This window comes from Cardiobacterium sp., assembly GCF_057314735.1.
In genome coordinates this window covers 1-21,293 of sequence record NZ_DBHKZK010000068.1, presented here as the reverse complement: position 1 = coordinate 21,293, position 21,293 = coordinate 1, and the positions used below count along the sequence as shown (strand labels likewise).

The window sequence follows — 21,293 nt, the reverse complement described above, 5'->3', positions numbered from 1 at the left end:
ATATTTATTTGGCGGCTACGATTTTAAGTCTCACATAGTTGTCAACAGGCCCTAAGGCCAGAAGCCCCTAATAGTGAAGTTAAAGGAAGATTGAGTGGAATCTTTGCCGGTCCCAATGCCGAAGAAATTACTGGCCAATTGTACAGAATTGATATTGCTGCGCCAGATGATAGGAATCAAGCCGTCTTCGGTGCTACCCGACAATAATGCCCCAATCTGGCACATATAAAATAATCCCGCCATCCGGCGGGATTATTTTATGCAATACCATTCAATGCGGCGGAAGGCATGGCATCCGTTCATGGGATACGCCTGACGCAGCGCCCGAACAATACCGTTTTATCGCCGCAGCGGGTCGCTGATACCCATCCTAAAATCAAACTGTAGGGGCGCGGGTTAGACGCTTGCGTCGTAACCGCCCGCAGCAATCAATAGACTTCTTTACAAACTGTCTCCAAGAGACTGTTCAAAATTCCGGTTATCCACATAAATTTGAATTGCTGCGTCGAATTGCCCCCTCCCCCAGGAAGAGAAATCGGAGCGACGGGCGTTTGCAGTTTTGCGAACTGGCACCGCGACAAATTCGTAGGTTGGGTTAGGCGCTGTTTGCAATTGGCCATAACATGATGATGTCATTCGCAGGTTTGGTTAAGGCCTGTTTACCATTCAGCCGTAAATATAGCAATCCTCACAAAGCCCTATACGGCGTTGCGCCGCTTCGCCGTACAACCGCGTACTGTCTTCAGCGGCGCGCCTTGTATAGAACTTTGTGAGTATTGCTATACTCCTAAGCCAATGCGGTTGCGTGGCGACGATTTTGTGAGCTACACCATTGGTTTGTAGGGTGTGTGCCGCAGGCACGCACGCGTTTGCCGATGTCAAATTCCCGCGTGCGTGTCGGCTACGCCGCCACACACCCTACGCACGGAACCCGCCCGCTGCGGGTTTCGCCCTGCGGAGGGGGCGGTCTAAATGGTAAACAGCCCTTAGCGAGGCACGAGCGTAACCCAACAAACTGAATAGACCTCTTTCCAAACCAGGCAAAGGCATACTTTTTTGGAATTTGTATCCCTGCCCCCACCCCGGCCCTCCCCCACGGGGGGGGGGGGGAGCCGTTCTGCGGCAGATTCAAATAACAGCTGTCATATCGCATATGGATAATTATGAAACTATTGCTATTTTTGCAGCCAATGAGTTCCCTCCCCCTGTGGGGGAGGGTTAGGGTGGGGGCAGCAGACAACAGCTCAGCAGGTTTGGAATTTTGTCGGGTTGCCGTGCCAGTTATAGTTTGGAAGGAAGTCTAATACCAAACATATCCGTTGTTGGGTTTCTTGCTACGCAAGCTGTTCCAGTCGGCTGCGCCTATAGCCATCCACCGAAAGCCTCATACGGTGTTGCGTCGCCTGACCGGGCACCCTAAAAAATGGCGGAGCCATTTTTTAGGGAAACCCGCGCCGTACAAATGCGTACTGTCTTCGGCGACGCGCCTTGTCTGAAACTTTCGGTGGATGGCTATAACTCAACCTGCCAGCAAAATCATCGTGTTATGAGCCATTGCTATCGTTCGGACGGTGACGGACTTCGTCCTAACCGTCCCTGTGGGCTTTGCCCTGCAGGGGGCGGTCGCGCACCAAGTGCTATTTATGACGGCAACACCAGCGTGATGCGCAAGCCGCCGTCGCTGTTTTCCGCGCGCACCGTGCCGCCGTGCTGTTCGGCAATTTGCGCGACCAGCGTCAAGCCGAGACCGCTGTTTTCTTTGCGGTTCAGGGTGTAGTAGCGCTCAAACAGGCGCGGCAGCGCGTAATTCGGCAGCGGCGCGCGCGTCGGGTTGTGCAGGGCGAGGCGGATCTCGCTGCGGCTTTGGCTGACGGTGAGGGTGATGGCGCTGCCGTCCGGTGTTTCGCGGATGGCGTTGTCGAGCAGGTTGGTCAGCGCCTGCTCCAGCCAGAACGGGTCGGCGCGGAGCTGGATGGCGGCGCTGTCGTCCGCCGCGTTGCCGTTATGGATGAGGCGCAGGGCGAGATTTTTTTGTGCGAGGCGCGGTTGTTGTTCGCGCTGCTGTTTACGCCACAGGGCGGCGAGGTCAAGCGGCTGTTTGTGCACGGGTTCTTTTTCGATGCGCGACAGTTGCAGCAGGCGCTGCACGAGGCGGTGCAGCCGCGTGCTTTGTTGGGCGATGTTGGCGGCGAAGCGGGCGCGGTCGGCGGCGGGCAGGTCGTCTTGCAGCAGTTCGGCGCTGGTGCTGATGGCGGTGAGCGGGCTTTTCAGCTCGTGGGTGAGGGTTTCGATGTAGCGGGTGACGTAGGCGCGGTCTTCCAGTTCGCGCCGCATTTTGCCAATGGCGACGGTGAGGCGGTTCAGTTCGGAGGCGAGGTGGAAGCGCGGTGCGGGCGGAATCGGCGCGTGCGCGGTGGCGTAGCGGCGGACGCGGTCGATGCTGCGCCGGATCCATAGGGTGAGCAGGGCGATGAGGGCGAGGGTCGCGCCGAGGTAGAGCAGGCCGCTCTGGCGCAGGTCGTCTTGCATTTGTTGTTGATAAGGGGCGAGGTCGGCTCCCGGCTTGCCGAGGCTGACCACGCCGAGCAGGCGGCCATCAGCGGCGTGGACGGGCGCGGCGACGTACATCGTACCCTGGGTGCTGCGTGCGCCGTACTGGCCGCGCAGGGTGCGCAGGATGTCGTTCCAGCGGCTGTAATCTTTGCCAGTCTCCGCCGGGTCGCTGTGGAAAAGGACGGTGCCGCGCGCGTCGGTGATGATGAGTTGCTGGCGGCTCGCGGTTTTGTGGTGCTGGTTGATGTGGACGTCTTGCGGGCGGGCGAGTCTGGCGCGCAGCCGCGCCTGCCAGGCGGGGTCACGGATGGCGCCGTTTTCCAGCGCCGGGGCAAGCGCGGCGGCAAGGGCGTGGGCGTTGTCGGCGAGGGTGTCTTCCAGCACTTCTTTCATGCCGGGGCGGATTTGTTGCTGTACGTCGCGCAGGAGCAGCGCGCCGCCGAGGGTGAGGGCAAGGCCGTAAACGAGAAAGAGGCGGACGAAGATGCTCATGGATTTTTATTGGAGTTGGGGCAGGCATTCATTCCTGCCATCCTGCAAACGGGTCGCGGGTATGCGGCGCATTATCGGCGGCGCTGCGGGCAAAGGGATTCATTGCCGGATCCATATTGCTATCTTCCAGCAGGTCAAGAAAACTATTCCAATCGGTGGGACGTGATTTTTGGGGTGTCGCTTTATTCATTTTTCCTCCGCAAATGGAACGCCAGCCATTCTAGCCCGCCCGCCGCCACCGTGCATCTTGTCGCACTTGCACAACAATCCTGTTGCCAGCGCACGACACGCCGCCTATAATCCGCGCCGATTTTTCACCCGTTCAACCGCAAGGAGGTTCCCATGATGCCCATCATCACGCACATCACCCCTTGCAATCACCGCGCTTAAGCGACCTCAACCGCCCGCCTGTGTGATTGCAACCCCCGGACACGGCATCGCTGCGTCCGCAAATTGTCTTTCATTCAGGAATACTTATGGGCAATCAAACCTCCGTGGTCATCATTGCCGACCACAAAACCGCTGCCGAAGGCAGCGCCATCCAGCAATTCACCCGCACCGCATCGCTGGCGCACATCCACGCTGCCGCCGCCATGCCTGACCTGCATCCCGGTCGCGGCTATCCCGTCGGCGCGGCATTCTTCAGCGAAAGCCATCTCTATCCGGCGCTGATTGGCAGCGACATCGGCTGCGGCATGGCGCTGTGGCAGACCGACCTCGCCGCGCGCAAACACAGCGCCGACAAGCTGCTGCGCCGCATCGGCGATTTGGAAACGCCGCCCGGCGACGACTGGCAAGACGCCATCGCCGCCCTACTTGGCACGGGCGACATTCCCTACCGCCACGCGCTCGGCACCGTCGGCGGCGGCAACCACTTCGCCGAAATCCACCGCGTCGATGCCGTCCTCGCGCCTTCGCAACTGCCGCCCGGCTTTGACGCCGACGCGCTTTACCTCTTTGTTCACAGCGGTTCGCGCGGCTACGGCGGCGCCATCCTGCGCGACCACATCGAGCGCCACGGCCACGAACCGCTCGCCGCCGACAGCGCGGAAGCGGCGGCCTACCTTGCCGCACACGATGCCGCCTGCGCCTATGCGATCGCCAACCGCGCACTGATTGCCGCCGGCCTCGCGCAACAGCTCGGCTGCGCGCACCGCCTCATCAGCGACAGCATCCACAACCAGCTCACCACCCACCGGGGCGGCTGGCTGCACCGCAAAGGTGCGGCGCCTGCCGATAGTGGTCTGGTCGTCATTGCCGGTTCGCGCGGCAGCCACAGCTACCTCGTCCGCCCGACCGGACGGGACGCGGGCAACCTTGCCAGCCTCGCGCACGGTGCCGGGCGCAAATGGCAACGTGGCGCCTGCAAGGCGCGGCTTTCCGGCAAATACCGCCCGGCGGAACTCATGCGCAATCCCTTTGGCGGCCACGTCATCTGCGCCGACAAAACCCTGCTTTACGACGAAGCGCCGCAGGCGTACCGCAACATCGAGCACACCATCGCCGCCCTCGTTGCGCACGGGCTGATTGAGCCGGTCGTCCGCCTCGCGCCGCTCATCACCTACAAAACGCGGGGGGACGGCGCATGATGCGGCTACAAATCAGCGCCGCGCAGGGGCCGGGAGAATGCCAACGCGCCGCCGCGCACGTCCGCGACCGCTTATTGTTGGAAGCACAGGCAGCAGGCATCCGCGCCCGCGTTGTCGCGGAAAACCGCAGCGCGCACGGCATCCATTCTGCAGTGATTGCGCTGCAAGGCAATGGCATTGCCGCCTTCGCCGCGCGCTGGACGGGGACAATTCAATGGATTTGGCAGAGCCGCATCCGCCCGAAACACCCGCGCAAAAACTGGTACGTCGGCGTCTTCCCGCTGGCGGCGGCGCACGCCATTCCGCGCGGCGATGTTGCCATTCAAACCTGCAAGGCAAGCAGCAAGGGCGGGCAGCACGTCAACAAAACGCGCAGCGCCGTCTGGGCGGAAGACACGGCGAGCGGCCTGCGCGTCAAGGTGCAGGACGAACGCTCGCAACACGCCAACAAACGCCTTGCCGTTGCCCGCCTGCACGCGCAACACGCCGCATTGCAACAAGCCGCCGCTGCCGACCAGCGCGCCGACGCCCGCCAACAGCATTGGCAGTTGCAACGCGGCAACCCGCTGCGCGTCTTCATCGGTGATGATTTCCGCGAGCGGGGCGATAGCCGCAGGCGCGGTTAGACGTTTGCGCCGTAACCGCCTGTGCCATGGTTCGGGCGGTTACGGACTTCGTCCTAGGAGCTGTTTACAATTGGTCATAACATGATGATTTCATTCGTAGGTTTGGTTAAGGCCTGTTTACCATTCAGCCGTAAACACGCCCAAGCCAATGCGGTTGCGTGGCGATGATTTTGTGAGCTACACCATTATTTGTAGGGTGTGTGCCGCAGGCACGCACGCGTTTGTTGAAGTCAAATTCCCGCGTGCGTGTCGGCTACGCCGCCACACACCCTACGCACGAAACTCGTCCGCTGCGGGGTTCGCCCTGCGAGAGAGGGGCTTATTCTGCTGAATTGCAAACAGCGCCTAACCGCCCCTACGTTGTTTTTGTTGATGGGCAAATCTCGCCCAACATTCAGACAAAAAGAAACGCCGACAAAAGTCGGCGTCTTTAATGCAATCCCTTTGCAGCAGGGACAAGTTTTCAATTCTTGCAAATGTTCCAAGACGCATGGCCACAAGGGTCACAATCCCTTTGAAGCAGGGACAAGTTTTCAATCAGAGCGCTTAGCCAACGTGGCAGATGCTTCGTCGCAATCCCTTTGAGGCAGGGACAAGTTTTCAATGGCGAGGGGTGTTTTTCCTCCTTGTTTTCAATCGGTTGCGAAGGGTATTCCCAACTTTTTCCCACGGGAAAAAGTTGGGCCTTCGGGCATTGTTTTTCTTCGGATTTTTCACGGGGCGTATTGTAGCGGTTTTCGCGGCGGGTTTCAGTAGGTATCCAGGTGGATGCGTCCGGCTTTGCTGAGGCGGTCGCAGGTTTTTGCGCCGAGCAGTTCGTGCAGGGTGTCCAGCGCGCCCGCGCCGATTTTGTCCGCGCTGCCGCAGATGTAGATGACCGCACCCGCGTCCAGTTGGGCGTGCAGGCGGTCGCGTTGCGCGGCGAGGCGGTGTTGTGCGTATTCGCGGCTTGCGCCCCGGCTGTAGGGGCGGTCCAGCCAGGTGAGGATGCCGTCTTCCTGGTGTTTTTCGAGGCAGGCGGTGTAGATGCGGTCGTGGTCGGGGTCGCGTTCGCCGTAGATGAGCCAGTGTTGCAGGCCATGTGCGCGTGCCGGATAGCGCGCTTCCATGCGGGCGAGGATGCCGAGGATGCCCGCCAGTCCGCTGCCGCTGGCGATGAGGATGAGCGGGCGCGGCGCGTCCGGCAACTCTGCCGGGTGGTGGGTGAGGGCGCGCACTTTGACTTCGTCGCCGGGCTGGAGGGTTTCGGTGAGGTAGTGCGAGCCTGCGCCGGGGGTGCCGTCCGCGTGGGTTTGCAGGCGGATGATGAGGTCAAGTCCCCGGCTGCCGTCCGGGGCGATGCCGGCGACGCTGTATTGGCGGCGCAGTTCGTCTTTGCCGTGCGGGATGGTGATTTCGATGAGCGCGGTATCGGCGGCGAGCGCGGGGCAGTCCAGCCGCAGGTGGTACAGCGGCTGTTCGCTGTCCGGGTTGAGGCGGCTGCGGCTGAGGAGGACGGCGCGGGCGGCGGGCGGCTGCGCCGGGACGTCAAGCGTGGTGTGCAGGTGTTCGCCCAGTTGTTTTTGCCAGTAGGCAATGGTTTGCGGGTCGAGGTTATCGACGGTGGTGACGGGGCTTTCGCGCTCCGCGCCGAGGCGTTGCAGTTCGCTGTCGAGGTGGTAGCCGTAGGCGCAGTAGTGCGGGTAGCGTTTGTCGCCGAGGGCGAGCAGGTGGTAGCGGGTGTCGGTGAGCGCGGCGCCGGTTTTTTTCAGGCTGCGGCTGAAGCGGATGGCGTTGTCCGGCGGGTCGCCGTCGCCGGTGGTGCTGGCGATAAGGATGAGGGTTTTGCCGGCAAGGGCTTTCACCGGGTGGCGCGCGTGCCAGGCGTCCAGGCTTGAGGCGCGGGTGTTGAGGCCGTCCGCGAGGTGGTTGGCCAGGGTTTCTGCCTGGCCGCCCTGGCTGGCGTAGAGCAGGAGCAGGGCGCTGTCGTCGCTGGCGGTACGCGGGCGGCGTTGCCAGAGGTAGTAGAGCCAGTAGAGGGTTTGCGCGGCGATGAGGGTGTAGGCAAGGGTGGGGTTCATGGATTGGTGTGGTTTGGGTTGGCGAAGGTGGTTTGGGTTAAGTGGTGAGCGGGTTTACCCCCTCCCCAGCCCTCCCCCGCTGCGGACGCTGGCGCGTCCTGCGAGGGAGGGGGTATTCGGCAGTCAGTAATGGATGGCGAGCAGGATGATGATGAGCGGCAGGGTGATGCCGGTAGTCGTCCACAGCCAGGTGCTGCTGCGCTGTTTGCGGTAATAGACGAGCAGGGCGAGGCCGCTCAGCGCGACGAACAGGGTGAGGATGGCGAAGGCGTCCATGTAGAGCCGCCAGAAGGCGGGGGCGTGGCGGCCTTTGTGCAGGTTGTTGAGCAGGGCGACGATGCCGTTTTTTTGTTCGTGGTAGGCGACGGCACGGGTTTCGCTGTCGATGGTCAGGCTCGCTTCGCTGCCCGGCCCCTGGTATTCGAGGAGGATTTCCGGCGCTTCTACTTTCATCTGGTAGGCGCTGATGGGGTAAGGGCTGCGTTCGGCAAGCCAGGCGGTGAGTGCCGGGGCAAGGGCGGGCGTGGGCGCGTTCGGGTCGTCGCTGAGTTCAGGGAGCGGCAGCGCTTCCGGCAGGGTGTATTCCTGGTCGTTTTGCACGGGCTCCTGCTCGAACCATTTGCCGTGGTTAAGCATGAAGCCGGTGGCGGCGAAGAAGGTGAGGGTGGTGAGGATAAAGGCGCCGATAACCCAGTGGGCGAGGCGCATCAGGCGGAAGAAGGTTTGTTGCATGGTGCGGCGGGGTGGTGGAAAGCGGCAAAGGGTAAGCGAATGGGGGCGGTTTTGCCAGCAACGTTAGTGGTGCCAGCGCCGCACCGCTTCATCCAGCAATATATCCACCGGCATGGTCGTTTCCAGCCCGTCGCAGTCTTGTTGCAGGTGGCGCAGCGCGGCAAGCAGGTTGGCGGCGGGGGTGGCGTCGTTGAGCGCGGGGGCGTGGTTCTGTTTGCTCAGTTTGCTGCCGTCGGCATTCAGCACCAGCGGCAGGTGCAAATAGCGGGGTTGCGGCAAGCCAAGTATTTGCTGCAATACCAGATGGATGGCGGTGGCGGCGACCAAATCCTGGCCGCGCACCACGTCGGTGATGCCTTGCAAGCCGTCATCGACAACGACGGCGAGGGCGTAGGCGATGTCGCCGTCGCGGCGGCGCAGTACCGGATCGCCAATCTCGCGCGCGAGCTCAAAGCGGCAGTCGCCGAGCCAGTGGTCGGCAAAGGCGACGGTATCGTCTGGCAGACGCAGGCGGATGGCGGCGTCGGTTGGGGCGAGGTCGGTGAGCGGCTGGTCGCGGCAGTCGCCGGGATAGACGAGGCCGAGCGCGCCGTCATGCGCGCGGGCGTGCCACTGTTTGCGGCTACAGGTGCAGGGGTAGAGATGCGGGCGCAGTTGCGCCAGCGCGGCGTGGTAATCGGCGAGGTGTTCTGATTGCACGCGAATGTCGCCATCATGATGCAGGCCGTGCGCGCGCAGCGATTGCAACTGCGCCGCGATGTAGTCGGCGCGGCTGCGCGTGCGATCGACGTCTTCCACGCGCAGCAACCAGCGCCCGCCGTGGGCGCGCGCATCGAGGTAACTGCCGAGCGCCGCCACCAGCGAACCGAGATGCAAAGGGCCGCTGGGGGTGGGGGCAAAGCGGCCAATGTAGGGTTGTGTTTTCATGGCGACGTTAGCGCAGGTGGAGGCAGCAATTTGTCCCGCGCCCTTTATTTAGGTTTCAAGGTTTTTTGCCGGGTGCAGAAAAATGAATACCCGGAATCCGTAGTGATAGATACGGTGCCGGGCGTTCATTTATTTGTCATTTCTGAGCAGGATGATCCAGATAATGGCGATGAATGACAGACCACCAGAAATAATCAGCAGCAAATAATCAAATGGGGTATTGGCGATTGGCGGCGGCTCGTGTTTGGGAATGGGATTGCCCAAAAATGGAATCATAAAGGAAAGGATGATTAAGCATATGGGGGTCTTGTATTTGCCCGACATTGTTATTCCTCAATGTTTCGCCGTTACGCCGATGCCGGCACAAATCCTCCGGCAAGCTCAGTCTTCCTCCGCCTCTGCCGCCTCAATTTCGCGGCGGATTTCCGCACTGCTGACGATGCCGTCGGCAAAGTCCAGCACGCGCACGGTGCAGCCGGGCAGTTCGAGTTCTGTTCCCGCTTCGGGAAAGTTGCCGAGGGTTTCGATGATGAGGCCGGAGAGGGTTTTCGGCCCTTCCAGCGGCAGTTTCAGCCCCAGTTCGCGGTTGAGCTGGCGCAGCGGGATGCCGCCTTCGACGGTGTAGCGGTTTTCTTCCTGTTCGATGATTTCGGGCGGTTCGTCGGCTGCGCCTTCGTCGCCGATTTCGCCAACGATGTGGGTCAGGATGTCTTCGAGGGTAATCATTCCCTGGATGTCGCCGTATTCATCGACGACGAGGCCGCTGCGCGCTTTCGCCTGGCGGAAGTGCAGCAGTTGTTTGCGTAGCGGCGTGCTTTCCGGGACGAAGTGGCAGGGGCGCAGTACTTGTTGCAGCCGGGTTTTGTCGAGGCTGTTGTCGCGCAGCGGCAGGATGATGTCGCGGATGTGCAGCATTCCTTCCGCCTGGTCGAGGTGGTCGCGGTAGGCGACGAGGCGGCCGTGACGGCTGCCGGTGATTTGCCGCAGGATGTCTTCCCAGTCGTCGTTCAAATCCACGCCTTCGAGTTCGTTGCGCGGCACCATCGCTTCGCTGACGGAGACGTCTTCCAGCTCCAGCACGTTGAGCAGCATATCCTGCTGTTCGCTGCTTTCTTCGTCGTCGCCGCTTTGGCTGGACTGGACGATGCTGCGCAGTTCGTCGTTGCTTAAGGCTTCTTCGACGGCGTTTTCGGTTTTGACCCCCAGCGGGCGCAGGATGATGCGCACGATGGCGTTCAAAAAGCGCACCAGCGGCGAGAAGATGCGCACCAGCCAGGCCAGCACCGGCGCGACCGGCAGGGCGATGCGTTGCGCGTTGGTGGCGGCGAGCGTTTTCGGCGCGACTTCGGAGAAGACGAGGATGGCGGCGGTGAGGATGATGGTGGAGAGCAGCACGCCGAGGTCGCCGTAGAGGCGCAGGCCGATGAGGGTGCCGAGCGAGGTGGCGGCGATATTGACGAAGTTGTTGCCGAGGAGGATGGTGCCGATGAGGCGGTCGGTGTGTTTGAGCAGGTGGCTGGCGCATTTGGCGCGTTTGTTGCCTTCGTCCGCCTGGTGTTTGAGCTTGTAGCGGTTGAGCGACATCATCGCGGTTTCCGAGGCGGAGAAGAAGGCCGAGAGGGCGAGGCAGATGAGTAATGCGAGGATTAACAGTCCTATAGGAATGCTGTCCACGAGGGCTCCTTAATGGTTGATGACAAATTGCAGGATGAAATTGCTCAGGACGTAGCCCATGAGCAGCAGGATGAAGACGGCGCACATTTCCACCACCAGCGGCGTGCCGCGCTGGCGGCGGATGTAGTAGGCGTAAATCATCCAGCCGAGGGCGAGCCAGGCGAGGAAGGTCAGCACCGTTTTGTGGACGAGATGCTGCGCGAAGAGGTTATCGACGAACATCCAGCCGGTGAAGAGCGCGATGGCGAGGAGGATGAAACCCGTCACCGCTTGCAGCATCATCACCCGTTCCAGGCTGACCAGCGAGGAAACACTGATGTCTTTCAACTGTTTGCGTTTCAGGCGGCGGAAGAGCCAGCCGTAGAGCAGCGCATGGAGGAAGGCGAGCGAGATGAATGTCCAGGCGGCGATGGAGGTCAAAATATGCCACCACATTCCGGGCGACAGGTGCTGGTCAAACGGCTTGTCGCTGACGAAGACGAGCGGCAGGGCGACCGCGACCGCGTTCACCAGGCAAATCACCGCGCCGCCAAGTGCCATCGAGGCGCGCCACAGCCAGAAAACGGAAATACAGGCGACGAACCAGGCGTTCACCGACACCATATTGAAGACAGACAAATTCAGATGATTGTTGGCCTGCAACGAGACAATCAGCGACAGCGCGTGCCCCTGACAGGCGCAGACCAAAATGCCCAGCACCCACAGCGGGTTGATACGGCGCTGCGGTTTGCGGTAAACGCGGACAAAACCGGCGGCAGCGGCGACATAGGCAAAAACGGTAAACAGCGGCAGCCAAAGCTGCATAAAACATCCTGAAAAACAAAGCGGGCGGCTATAATACAACAAAAATTTACCTTAACTTAATCAGGGAAAGCCCATGTTTGACAACCTAAGCGAGCGCCTGCAAGGCACCTTCAAAAAACTGCGCGGCCAGAGCCGCATCACCGAAGAAAACATCACCCAGGCGCTGCGCGACGTACGCATGGCGCTGATTGAGGCGGACGTTGCCCTGCCGGTCGTCAAAGAAGTCATCGAGACCATCAAAAACGCCGCCGTCGGCCAGGAAGTCAGCCTGAAACTCTCGCCCGACCAGGCCTTTATCAAAACCGTCAAAAGCGAACTCGTCCGCATCATGGGCGAAGAAAACAGCGCGCTCAACCTCGCCGCGCAGCCGCCTGCCGTCATCCTCATGGCAGGCCTGCAAGGCTCCGGCAAAACCACCTCCAGCGCCAAACTCGCACGCAAACTCATCAACGAAAAGAAAAAAGTGGCGCTGGTCTCCGCCGACGTCTATCGCCCGGCGGCCATCGAACAGCTCAAAACCCTTGCCGAACAAGTCGGCGCGACCTTTATTCCGTCTGACGCCAGCGAAAAACCGGCGGACATCACCGCGCGCGCTCTCGACTACGCCCAGCGCCAGTATTTTGACGTCCTCATCGTTGATACCGCCGGACGCCTGCACATCGACGACGCGCTGATGGACGAAATCCGCACCCTGCACGCGCAGCTGAAACCGATAGAAACCCTGTTCGTGGTCGATAGCATGACCGGGCAGGACGCCGCCAACACCGCCAAAGCCTTCAACGACGTGCTGCCGCTCACCGGCGTCGTCCTCACCAAAATTGACGGCGACGCGCGCGGCGGCGCGGCGCTCTCCATCCGCCATATCACCGGCAAACCGATCAAATTCCTCGGCGTCGGCGAAAAAACCGAAGCGCTCGAAGCCTTCCACCCCGACCGCATCGCCTCGCGCATCCTCGGCATGGGCGACGTCCTCGGCCTCATCGAAGACCTTGAGCATCAGGTCGATGAAGAAAAAGCGCGCAAACTCGCCACCAAAATGGCGAAAGGCAAAACCTTCGACCTCGATGATTTCCGCGAACAACTGCACCAAATGCAGCTCATCGACATGGACAAAATGCTGGAAAAAATCCCCGGCATGGGCAACATCCCGCAGGCAGTGAAAGACCAGCACCTCTCGCCGAAAAAAATCCGCCGCCAGGAGGCCATCATCCTCTCGATGACCATGCAGGAGCGGCACAACCCGGACATCATCAAAGGCTCGCGCAAACGCCGCATCGCCGCTGGCGCCGGGGTGGACGTGCCGGAAGTGAACCGCCTGCTCAAACAATTCAAAGAAATGCAGACGCAGATGAAAAAATTCCGCAGCGGCAAAATGCTGCGGATGCTCGGCGCCGCCAAAGGCGCACTGCCGATGGGCAAACTGCCGTTCAAATAAACACTGCTTTTCGCGCATAAAAACGCCCTCCTTGCGGGGGCGTTTTTGATTCACCCATTTGAAAAATGACGCCGCGTCGCCCCTCCCCCGCCGTCTGCGGTGCGCCAAGGCGCACCCTATGGCTGCGGACGTCCACCCAACTGTCCCTCCCCCGTGAGGGAGGGCCGGGGTGGGGTTCACCAATTTCCCCGCCGATGCCAAACAAACACCCGCGCGGGTCGGTCATCCATACCCGACCTACAACGGTTACGAGGCAAACAGCCCCGCCGTATCCAGCGCCGTGCGTAGGGTGTGTGCCGCAGGCACGCACGCGGTTCCCGATGCAAAATTCCCCCGCGTGCGTGTCGGCTGCGCCGCCACACACTCTATAAACCAGCGGTGCAAGTCGCAAAATCGTCGCCACGGCAACCGTATTGCCAGGGGCTGTTTATAATTGCCTCCCCGCGACCATAGCAGGCAATTCCGGCCTTCGCGCCTTCCCCAACCCACGGAGAAACCATGCAATCCAATCCCGTCCGCGTCTGGTACCGCCACCCGCGTGCCATCCGCGACAGCAACTGGCGCAGCTACGGCTGGCTCGTCCTCACCGCGCTCATCCTTAACGCCTTCCTGCCCGCTATATTCAGCCGCGACGATGCTGGTCGCTTCATACTCCTCTCCATCGCCCTGCTCCTGCTGCTGCCGGTCGGCATCGCCCTCGCGCGCAACCTGCGCCACACCTTCCGCCAGCCGGACACGCCGCTGGTGGCAACCGATGCCGACGGCATCCACTTCGCCCTTACCAACCCGCGCCACAAGAACCTCTACCTTATCCCCCTGCGTGGCGCGCAACTCGGCAGCGGCGCGGCGAACTGCCACATCCCCTGGGACAAACTCGGCGATATCGAAGCCATCCCGCTCAATATCTTCCGCCGCGAACGCCTCCGCCTCGCGAGCCGCAACAACCGCCACCACGCCAACATCTACACCGCCCGTCTCGGCGACTACGAGAGCGCCTGCGCCATCGCCGACAGCGCCAATGCCCTCTGCCACGGCCAGCCGCTGCCGCCGGACGACGCCCTGCCGCCGCTGCGCGTCCGCCCGTTTGGCTGGGGACTGCTCGCCGCCAATACCGCCTTGCTCATCCTCTGGGTCGCGTACTACCAGCTCGCAAGCACTGGCCTCATCGCCGCCCCGCCCGGCAATTACCCCTTCATGACCGTCCTCGCCGTGATAACCGCGCTTAACCTCGCCGCCCGCCTCGCCCCGTGGCAACTGCAAGAAGAATTACCGGACGACGACAACAGCGATGACCGCAAAACCATCACCCGGCTATAACCGACCCACGCCCTCCCTGCGAGGGCGTTTTCGCACAAGGCCCCCGCCGCCCGCTTCGTTTATCATAAGTGCCTTTTTGAACCCCCGGATTTCCCATGGAAAACATCTCCATTCGCGGCGCACGCACCCACAACCTGAAAAACATCGACCTTGACCTGCCGCGCGACCGCCTCATCGTCATCACCGGCCTTTCCGGCAGCGGCAAATCCTCGCTCGCCTTCGACACCATCTACGCCGAAGGACAGCGGCGCTACGTCGAATCACTCTCCGCCTACGCACGCCAGTTCCTCTCCATCATGGACAAGCCGGATGTTGACCACATCGAAGGCCTCTCGCCCGCCATATCCATCGAGCAGAAATCCACCTCGCACAACCCGCGCTCCACCGTCGGCACCATCACCGAAATCCACGACTACCTGCGCCTCCTCTTCGCCCGCGTCGGCATCCCGCGCTGCCCCGACCACGGCATCGAGCTGAACGCGCAGACCGTCAGCCAGATGGTGGACAACATCATGGCGTTCGATGAAGGCAGCAAATGGATGCTGATTGCGCCGCTGGTGCAGGGGCGCAAGGGCGAGCACACCAAGCTGTTGCAGGATATGCAGCAGCAGGGTTTCGTCCGCGCACGCATCGACGGCGACATCTACGAGCTGGACGCCCTGCCCGCGATAGACGGGCGGCGCAAACACGACATCGGCATCGTCGTCGATCGCTTCGCCATCCGCGAAGGCATCGCGCAGCGCCTCGCCGAATCGCTGGAAACCGCGCTGTCTCTCGCCGACGGCATCGTGCAACTGGTGGCGATGGACGGCGAGGCAACGCACACCTTCTCCGCCAAATACGCCTGCCCAGTCTGCGGCTACGCGCTGAGCGAGCTGGAGCCGCGCCTCTTCTCCTTCAACAACCCGCACGGCGCCTGCCCCGAATGCGACGGCCTCGGCGTCAATACCTTCATCGACCCGCGCCGCGTCGTCATGCACCCCTACCTCTCCATTGCCGCCGGCGCCATACGCGGCTGGGATAGGCGCACTCCCTACTTCTACCCGCAAATGCAGGCGCTGGCCGCGCATTACGACTTCGACCTCGAAGAAACCCCCTTTGAAGACCTGCCGGACACCATCCAGAACCTCATCCTCTACGGCAGCGGCACAGACAAAATCCCGATGCCGACCATCGGCGCGGGCGGCGCGGTGCGCTATCGGGACGCGACCTACGAAGGCATCATCAACACCATGAACCGCCGCTACCTGGAGACCGACAAGGCGCGGGTACGCGACGAAATCAGCCAATTCCTGAACAGCCGCGAATGCCCCGCCTGCCACGGCACCCGCCTGAACCGCGCCGCGCGCCACGTTTACATCGAAGACACCACCCTGCCGGACATCAACCGCTGGTCGGTCGCCGATGCTGCCGCTTGGGCGAACCGTCTCGACCTGCCCGGTGCGCGCGGCGAAATTGCGGCGAAAATCCTCAAAGAAATCCGCGAACGCCTCGGCTTTCTGGTGAACGTCGGCCTCAACTACCTCACCCTCGCCCGCAGCGCCGAAACCCTCTCCGGCGGCGAAGCGCAGCGCATCCGCCTTGCCTCACAAATCGGCGCCGGGCTGGTCGGCGTGATGTACGTCCTCGACGAACCCTCCATCGGCCTGCACCAGCGCGACAACGCCCGCCTGCTGGCGAGCCTCTTGCGCCTGCGCGATTTGGGCAACACCATCATCGTCGTCGAACACGACGAAGACGCCATCCGCGCCGCCGATTACGTCGTTGACATCGGCCCCGGCGCGGGCATCCACGGCGGCCGCATCATCGCCGAAGGCACCCCCGCCGAAATCGAAGCGCACCCCGACTCGCTCACCGGCAAATACCTCTCCGGCCGCGAAACCATCGCCGTCCCGGAAAAACGCACGCCGCGCGACCTCAAACGACAAATCAACCTCATCGGCGCCAGCAGCCACAACCTGAAAAACCTCACCCTCAACCTCCCGGTCGGCCTTCTCACCTGCATCACCGGCGTCTCCGGCAGCGGCAAATCGACGCTGATTAACGAAACCCTTGCCAAAGCCGCCGCCAAACACATCAACCACGCCGGCGACGACCCCGCCGCATACGAACGCATCGAAGGGCTGGAGCACTTCGACAAAGTCATCAACATCGACCAGTCGCCGATAGGGCGCACGCCGCGCTCCAACCCCGCCACCTACACCGGCATCTTCACCGCCATCCGCGAACTCTTCGCTGGCACCCAGGAAGCGCGCGCGCGCGGCTACACCCCGGGGCGGTTCTCCTTTAACGTCAAAGGCGGTAGATGCGAAGCCTGCCAGGGCGACGGCGTCATCAAAGTGGAAATGCACTTCCTGCCGGACATCTTCGTCGCCTGCGACATCTGCCACGGCAAACGCTACAACCGCGAAACCCTCGGCATCACCTACAAAGGCAAAACCATCCACGAGGTCCTCGAAATGGACATCGAAGAAGCCTACACCTTCTTCGACGCCATCCCGGCACTACAGCGCAAACTGCAAACCCTGCTCGACGTCGGCCTCTCCTACATCCGCCTGGGGCAAAACGCGGTAACGCTCTCCGGCGGCGAAGCACAGCGGGTCAAACTCGCGCGCGAACTCTCCAAACGCGACACCGGCCGCACCCTCTACATCCTGGATGAGCCGACCACCGGCCTGCACTTCCACGACGTGCACCAACTGCTGGACGTGCTGCACCGCCTGCGCGACGGCGGCAACACCATCGTCGTCATCGAACACAACCTCGACGTCATCAAAACGGCGGACTGGATAGTGGACTTGGGCCCGGAAGGCGGCAGCGGCGGCGGCGAAATCATCGCCACCGGCACGCCGGAAGACGTCGCGGAAAACCCGGCGAGCCACACCGGACAATTCCTCAAACCGCTGCTGCACGGCTGAAATATACATACACCTTGAACCCGCTATAGGGTGCGCCTCGGCGCACCGCAAAACCACAACAAACGCAGCACCGCCGTTTATAGCCAACATCAAAAATAGCCGCTGTTGGGTTACGCTCGTACCTCGCTAACCCAACCTACGAACGCTGTACGGCGGTTCGTTGGAGCAGACGGAAATCCGATGTAGGTCGGGCATTTATGCCCGACATTTTTTTGATGTCGGCCATGAATGACCGACCTACGTTTGCTGCGCAGTAAACCGGTTTACCGTGATGGCCGCGTTCATGCCAAAAAGGCATAACGGCAAAACAAACCCGCCTTTCACAAGAGACCGTAGCGCCCCTATCATGCGGGCATCCATAACACAGGAGCCATCATGAGCCGACATTACCCCATCTTTGCCGACCTGCACGGCCGCCCGGTGCTGCTGGTCGGCGCCGGCCACGTCGCCGCGCGCAAGGCCGAAGACCTGCTGCGTGCCGGGGCGCGCCTGCGCGTGGTCGCGCGCGAACTCGCCCCCGTTTTCCAGGACTGGCGTGATGCCGGGCGCATCGAATACCTCGGCGCGGCCTTTGACCCCGCGCAGATGGACGGCGTCTTTCTCGTCGTCGCCGCCACCGGCGACCGCGAGCTGAACGCGCGCGTTTTCGCGTCGGCAGAAGCAGCGGGCAAACTCTGCAACGTGGTCGATATGCCGCAATGCTGCTCCTACATGGTGCCCGCGCTGATAGACCGTGCGCCGTTGCAAATCGCCATTTCCAGCGCCGGAACCGCCCCGGTGCTTGCCCGCCACTGGCGGCAGCAAATCGAATTGCTCCTGCCGCGCCACCTCAGCGCGCTGGCGAGCATTGCCGGACGCTGGCGGGCGCGGGTCAAGGCGGCGGTACGCGGCACGGAAGCGCGGCGACGCTTCTGGGAGCGCCTCTTTGCCAGCCGCTTTGACACCCTGGTCGCACAAAACCGCCTCGGTGAAGCGGAAGCGGAACTCGCGCGGCAACTGGCGGCGCAACCCGCGCCGGGCGGCGAAGTGGCGCTGGTTGGCGCCGGGCCGGGCGATGCCGGACTGCTCACCCTTCACGCCTTGCAGGCGATGCAGGCGGCGGACGTGGTCTTCTACGACGCGCTCGTCTCCGCTGACATCCGTACCCTCATCCGCAAGGACGCGCTGCAAATCAGCGTCGGCAAGCGTGCCGGGGCGGCGCAGGTGGCGCAGGGCGACATCCACGACCTGCTCATCCGCCACGCGCGCGCCGGGCAGCGGGTGGTGCGGCTCAAGGGTGGTGACCCGTTCGTCTTTGGCCGCGGCGGCGAGGAGGCGCAGGCGTTGCAGGCGGCGGGCATCCCCTGCCGTGTCATCCCTGGCGTCACCGCCGCGCTCGGCGCGACCGCCTACGCCGGTATCCCGCTCACCCACCGCGACCACGCCCAGGCCGTCACCTTCATCACCGGCCACGGCAAGGGCGACCGCGCGCTGCACTGGCCGACGCTGGCGCAGCGGCGGCACACGCTGGTGGTCTATATGGGAACGCTGACGGCGGCGACGCTGCAACGGCAACTGCTGGCACATGGCCGCGCTGCTGACACACCGGTGGCGGTCATCAGCCACGGCACCCGTGCTGAGCAAACCGTGCGCGTTGGTACGCTGGCACGCCTTGCCGAGCTCGCGCAGGATGCACCGACGCCCGCGCTGCTGGTCATCGGCGAAACCGTCGCACTGCACGCGCAACTGGCATGGTTCGGCACGCGGGCAGAGCGGGCGGCGTAAATACCGCAAGCGCTATTCCCCCTCCCCCGCAGGACGAAGTCCGCAGCGGGGGAGGGACGGGGTGGGGGTAAAACAACCTGATACGACAACCGCAGGCCACGACTGGCTTGCCATTGGTGGTTTATCTTTCGCCCCGTTGTTGCACGTAAAATTCAACACGGGAACAACAGGAACAAGACTATTCATACAACCATTTGGCGTCCAGGACAGTCCGCTACCCCCTCCCAACCCTCCCCCGCTGCGGGCTTCGCCCTGCGAGGGAGGGGGCAGAACGGCGGTATTGTGTGCTTTGACTCCCGCATCGGTGCAAGCCCCCATACCCGTTTACATACACCTGAGCGCTCCATGTGTATGTAAACGGATTTGACGATTCACCACACCTGACACAAACAAGGAAACATCATCATGACCCCCATCCCTGCCGAACTCGGCGCATCGCTGGATACCCTCACCCCGCTACAACTCGCCTGGCTCTCCGGCTACTGCTGGGCGCGGGCGGACGGCGCCGGCGCATCGCTGCCCGCCGCCATCCCTGCGGCCAGCGCGACCGCCGCCGAGCCCGCGCCACAAGGCGCCGCGCAAGCTGCGTCGGAGCCGCTCGCCGTCACCGTCCTCTCCGCCTCGCAGACCGGGCACGCACGCGAAGTCGCGGGCAAACTGCACGCCGCGCTCGCCGAACAAGGCATCAGCGCCAAACTCGTCAGCGCCGCCGACTACAAGCCGAAAACCATCACCGACGAACAAGTGCTGCTGCTCGTCACCTCCACCCAGGGCGAAGGCGAGCCGCCGGAAGAAGCGGTCAGCCTGCACCGCCACCTCTTCGGCAAAAAAGCGCCGCAACTGCCCGCGCTGCGCTTCGCCGTCTGCGGCCTCGGCGACAGCAGCTATCCCGATTTCTGCCAGGCGGGCAAAGACTTCGATGCCCGCCTCGCCGAGCTGGGCGCGGAACGCCTCGCGCCACGCGCCGACTGCGACGTCGATTACCAGCCGACCGCAGCCGCGTGGATAGCGCAAATCGCGCCGCTCATCGCCTCGCTGCAAGGCGGGAACAGCGTCCCCGCCGCCGCTGCCGAACCGGTGCCGACGGTGCAATACGACTGCGACCACCCGCTCACCGCGCCGCTGCTCGCGCGGCAAAAAATCACCGGACGCCAGTCCACCAAGGACGTACGCCACATCGAGCTTGACCTCTCCGGCTCCGGCCTCACCTACCAGGCGGGCGACGCGCTCGGCGTCTGGTGCGAAAACGACCCGGCGCGCGTCGATGGCATCCTCGCCGCGCTGCAACTGGACGGCGCAACCGACATCGGCGGGCGGACGCTGCGCGACATCCTCATCCACGAGCGCGAAATCTCGCAAAATACCCCCGGCTTCGTCCAGGGCTACGCCGCGCTGGCGCAAAACGCCGTGCTGGACGGCGCCATCGCCGCGACCAGCCCCGCCGCCTTCGCCGCCACCACGCCGATTGACGCCATCGTTGCCCGTTACCCGGCGGCCATCAGCGCCGAAGAACTGCTGACGCTGCTGCGCCCGCTGACACCGCGCCTCTACTCGATCGCGTCCGCGCCGGAAGAAGTCGGCGAAGAAGTGCATCTCACCGTCGGCGTGCTGCATTACGAACACGACGGCAAAACCTACAGCGGCGCAGCGAGCGGCTACCTCGGCGAACGCCTGCCCGAAGACGGCGCGGTGCGCGTCTTCGTCGAGCCGAACCCGAACTTCCGTCTGCCGGACGACCCCAACGCCGCCATCATCATGATTGGCAACGGCACCGGCATCGCCCCCTTCCGCGCCTTCATGCAGGCGCGCGTTGCCCGTGAAGCGCCGGGGCAGAACTGGCTGGTGTTCGGCAACCCGCACTTCACCGAAGACTTCCTCTACCAGACCGAATGGCAGGGCTGGCGCAAGGACGGCTACCTGCACCGCTACAGCCTGGCGTGGTCGCGCGACCAGGAAGAAAAAATCTACGTACAGGATAAACTGCGCGAAGCAGCGGCGGACGTGTGGCAGTGGCTGAAAAACGGCGCGTATGTGTACGTCTGCGGCGACGCGGCGCGGATGGCGAAAGACGTCGAACGGGCGCTGTTGGACATCATCGCCGGCGAAGGCGGGATGCACGCCGATGATGCCGAGGATTACCTTGACGAACTGCGGCAGGAGAAACGCTACCAGCGGGATGTATATTGAAAACAAAGGCCGGGCAAACCCCGGCCTTTGTTTGGGAACGGATTTACATACACTTGAGCGCTCAATGTGTATGTATAGTGGAATAGACCTCTTTCCAAACCAGGCAAAGGCATACGTTTTTTGGAATTTGTATCCCTGCCCCCACCCCAGCCCTCCCCCTCGGGGGAGGGAGCCATTCTGCGGCAGATTCAAATAACAGCTGTCATATCGCATAT

15 protein-coding genes are annotated in these 21,293 nt (G+C 62.6%); 7 read left to right on the top strand and 8 right to left on the bottom strand.

From position 1 onward, the window contains the following. Positions 1-1,641: 1,641 nt before the first annotated feature. Both creC and ACO54Z_RS10270 read right to left on the bottom strand, forming a co-directional pair. Positions 1,642-3,045 (bottom strand): two-component system sensor histidine kinase CreC, encoded by a 1,404-nt coding sequence (gene creC / locus ACO54Z_RS10275; RefSeq protein ID WP_485996922.1) that lies wholly within the window; start codon positions 3,043-3,045, stop codon positions 1,642-1,644. 28 nt (positions 3,046-3,073) lie between these two features. Beyond that, positions 3,074-3,235, bottom strand: coding sequence for a hypothetical protein (locus ACO54Z_RS10270; protein ID WP_298080012.1), 162 nt, complete (start codon positions 3,233-3,235; stop codon positions 3,074-3,076). A gap of 349 nt (positions 3,236-3,584) precedes the next feature. On the opposite strand from ACO54Z_RS10270, the gene ACO54Z_RS10265 reads away from it, so the two are divergent. Continuing rightward, positions 3,585-4,634 (top strand): RNA ligase RtcB family protein, encoded by a 1,050-nt coding sequence (locus tag ACO54Z_RS10265; protein ID WP_485996923.1) that lies wholly within the window; start codon positions 3,585-3,587, stop codon positions 4,632-4,634. After that, positions 4,631-5,260: a peptide chain release factor H gene (gene prfH, locus ACO54Z_RS10260; protein ID WP_485996921.1), complete on the top strand. Its 630-nt coding sequence runs from the start codon at positions 4,631-4,633 to the stop codon at positions 5,258-5,260. Before ACO54Z_RS10265 ends, prfH begins: the two co-directional genes overlap by 4 nt. A 749-nt stretch (positions 5,261-6,009) precedes the next feature. Here prfH and ACO54Z_RS10255 read toward each other — a convergent pair. The 6 genes from ACO54Z_RS10255 to ACO54Z_RS10230 form a co-directional block, all read right to left on the bottom strand. After that, entirely contained in the window at positions 6,010-7,320 is a 1,311-nt protein-coding gene (locus ACO54Z_RS10255) for an NADPH cytochrome P450 oxidoreductase family protein (protein WP_485996920.1), read from the bottom strand. A 123-nt stretch (positions 7,321-7,443) separates the two neighbouring features. After that, entirely contained in the window at positions 7,444-8,052 is a 609-nt protein-coding gene (locus ACO54Z_RS10250; RefSeq protein ID WP_485996919.1) for a PepSY-associated TM helix domain-containing protein, read from the bottom strand. A gap of 63 nt (positions 8,053-8,115) precedes the next feature. Further along, positions 8,116-8,979: a tRNA glutamyl-Q(34) synthetase GluQRS gene (gene gluQRS / locus ACO54Z_RS10245; protein WP_485996918.1), complete on the bottom strand. Its 864-nt coding sequence runs from the start codon at positions 8,977-8,979 to the stop codon at positions 8,116-8,118. 129 nt (positions 8,980-9,108) lie between these two features. Further along, on the bottom strand, positions 9,109-9,303 hold the full coding sequence (locus ACO54Z_RS10240; protein ID WP_485996917.1) for a hypothetical protein: 195 nt from the start codon (positions 9,301-9,303) through the stop codon (positions 9,109-9,111). Positions 9,304-9,360: 57 nt separating this feature from the next. Beyond that, positions 9,361-10,653 carry an HlyC/CorC family transporter gene (locus tag ACO54Z_RS10235; protein WP_485996916.1) on the bottom strand — a complete coding sequence of 431 codons (1,293 nt, stop codon included), beginning with the start codon at positions 10,651-10,653 and terminating at the stop codon, positions 9,361-9,363. 9 nt (positions 10,654-10,662) lie between these two features. Then, positions 10,663-11,457, bottom strand: coding sequence for a cytochrome C assembly family protein (locus tag ACO54Z_RS10230; protein WP_485996915.1), 795 nt, complete (start codon positions 11,455-11,457; stop codon positions 10,663-10,665). Positions 11,458-11,530: 73 nt separating this feature from the next. Between ACO54Z_RS10230 and ffh the strand changes: the two genes are divergently transcribed. From ffh to ACO54Z_RS10205, 5 genes are all read left to right on the top strand, one after another. Further along, positions 11,531-12,892 carry a signal recognition particle protein gene (ffh, locus tag ACO54Z_RS10225; protein WP_485996914.1) on the top strand — a complete coding sequence of 454 codons (1,362 nt, stop codon included), beginning with the start codon at positions 11,531-11,533 and terminating at the stop codon, positions 12,890-12,892. A gap of 498 nt (positions 12,893-13,390) precedes the next feature. After that, a complete protein-coding gene (locus ACO54Z_RS10220) occupies positions 13,391-14,209 on the top strand; it encodes a hypothetical protein (protein ID WP_485996913.1) in 819 nt (272 codons plus the stop codon). 95 nt (positions 14,210-14,304) lie between these two features. After that, entirely contained in the window at positions 14,305-17,127 is a 2,823-nt protein-coding gene (gene uvrA, locus ACO54Z_RS10215) for an excinuclease ABC subunit UvrA (RefSeq protein WP_485996912.1), read from the top strand. Between the two features lie 375 nt (positions 17,128-17,502). Next, on the top strand, positions 17,503-18,891 hold the full coding sequence (cysG, locus tag ACO54Z_RS10210) for a siroheme synthase CysG (RefSeq protein WP_485996911.1): 1,389 nt from the start codon (positions 17,503-17,505) through the stop codon (positions 18,889-18,891). 405 nt (positions 18,892-19,296) lie between these two features. Beyond that, complete coding sequence (locus ACO54Z_RS10205) at positions 19,297-21,078, top strand: assimilatory sulfite reductase (NADPH) flavoprotein subunit (RefSeq protein WP_485996910.1); 1,782 nt, start codon at positions 19,297-19,299, stop codon at positions 21,076-21,078. Positions 21,079-21,293 lie beyond the last annotated feature (215 nt).

Bases quoted from the DNA above. Each gene is read 5' to 3' on its own strand.
- creC (WP_485996922.1), bottom strand. From the start codon at position 3,045: ATGAGCATCTTCGTCCGCCTCTTTCTCGTTTACGGCCTTGCCCTCACC.
- ACO54Z_RS10230 (WP_485996915.1), bottom strand. From the start codon at position 11,457: ATGCAGCTTTGGCTGCCGCTGTTTACCGTTTTTGCCTATGTCGCCGCT.
- cysG (WP_485996911.1), top strand. From the start codon at position 17,503: ATGAGCCGACATTACCCCATCTTTGCCGACCTGCACGGCCGCCCGGTG.
- ACO54Z_RS10255 (WP_485996920.1), bottom strand. From the start codon at position 7,320: ATGAACCCCACCCTTGCCTACACCCTCATCGCCGCGCAAACCCTCTAC.
- ffh (WP_485996914.1), top strand. From the start codon at position 11,531: ATGTTTGACAACCTAAGCGAGCGCCTGCAAGGCACCTTCAAAAAACTG.
- ACO54Z_RS10270 (WP_298080012.1), bottom strand. From the start codon at position 3,235: ATGAATAAAGCGACACCCCAAAAATCACGTCCCACCGATTGGAATAGT.
- ACO54Z_RS10240 (WP_485996917.1), bottom strand. From the start codon at position 9,303: ATGTCGGGCAAATACAAGACCCCCATATGCTTAATCATCCTTTCCTTT.
- gluQRS (WP_485996918.1), bottom strand. From the start codon at position 8,979: ATGAAAACACAACCCTACATTGGCCGCTTTGCCCCCACCCCCAGCGGC.
- uvrA (WP_485996912.1), top strand. From the start codon at position 14,305: ATGGAAAACATCTCCATTCGCGGCGCACGCACCCACAACCTGAAAAAC.
- ACO54Z_RS10205 (WP_485996910.1), top strand. From the start codon at position 19,297: ATGACCCCCATCCCTGCCGAACTCGGCGCATCGCTGGATACCCTCACC.
- prfH (WP_485996921.1), top strand. From the start codon at position 4,631: ATGATGCGGCTACAAATCAGCGCCGCGCAGGGGCCGGGAGAATGCCAA.
- ACO54Z_RS10220 (WP_485996913.1), top strand. From the start codon at position 13,391: ATGCAATCCAATCCCGTCCGCGTCTGGTACCGCCACCCGCGTGCCATC.
- ACO54Z_RS10250 (WP_485996919.1), bottom strand. From the start codon at position 8,052: ATGCAACAAACCTTCTTCCGCCTGATGCGCCTCGCCCACTGGGTTATC.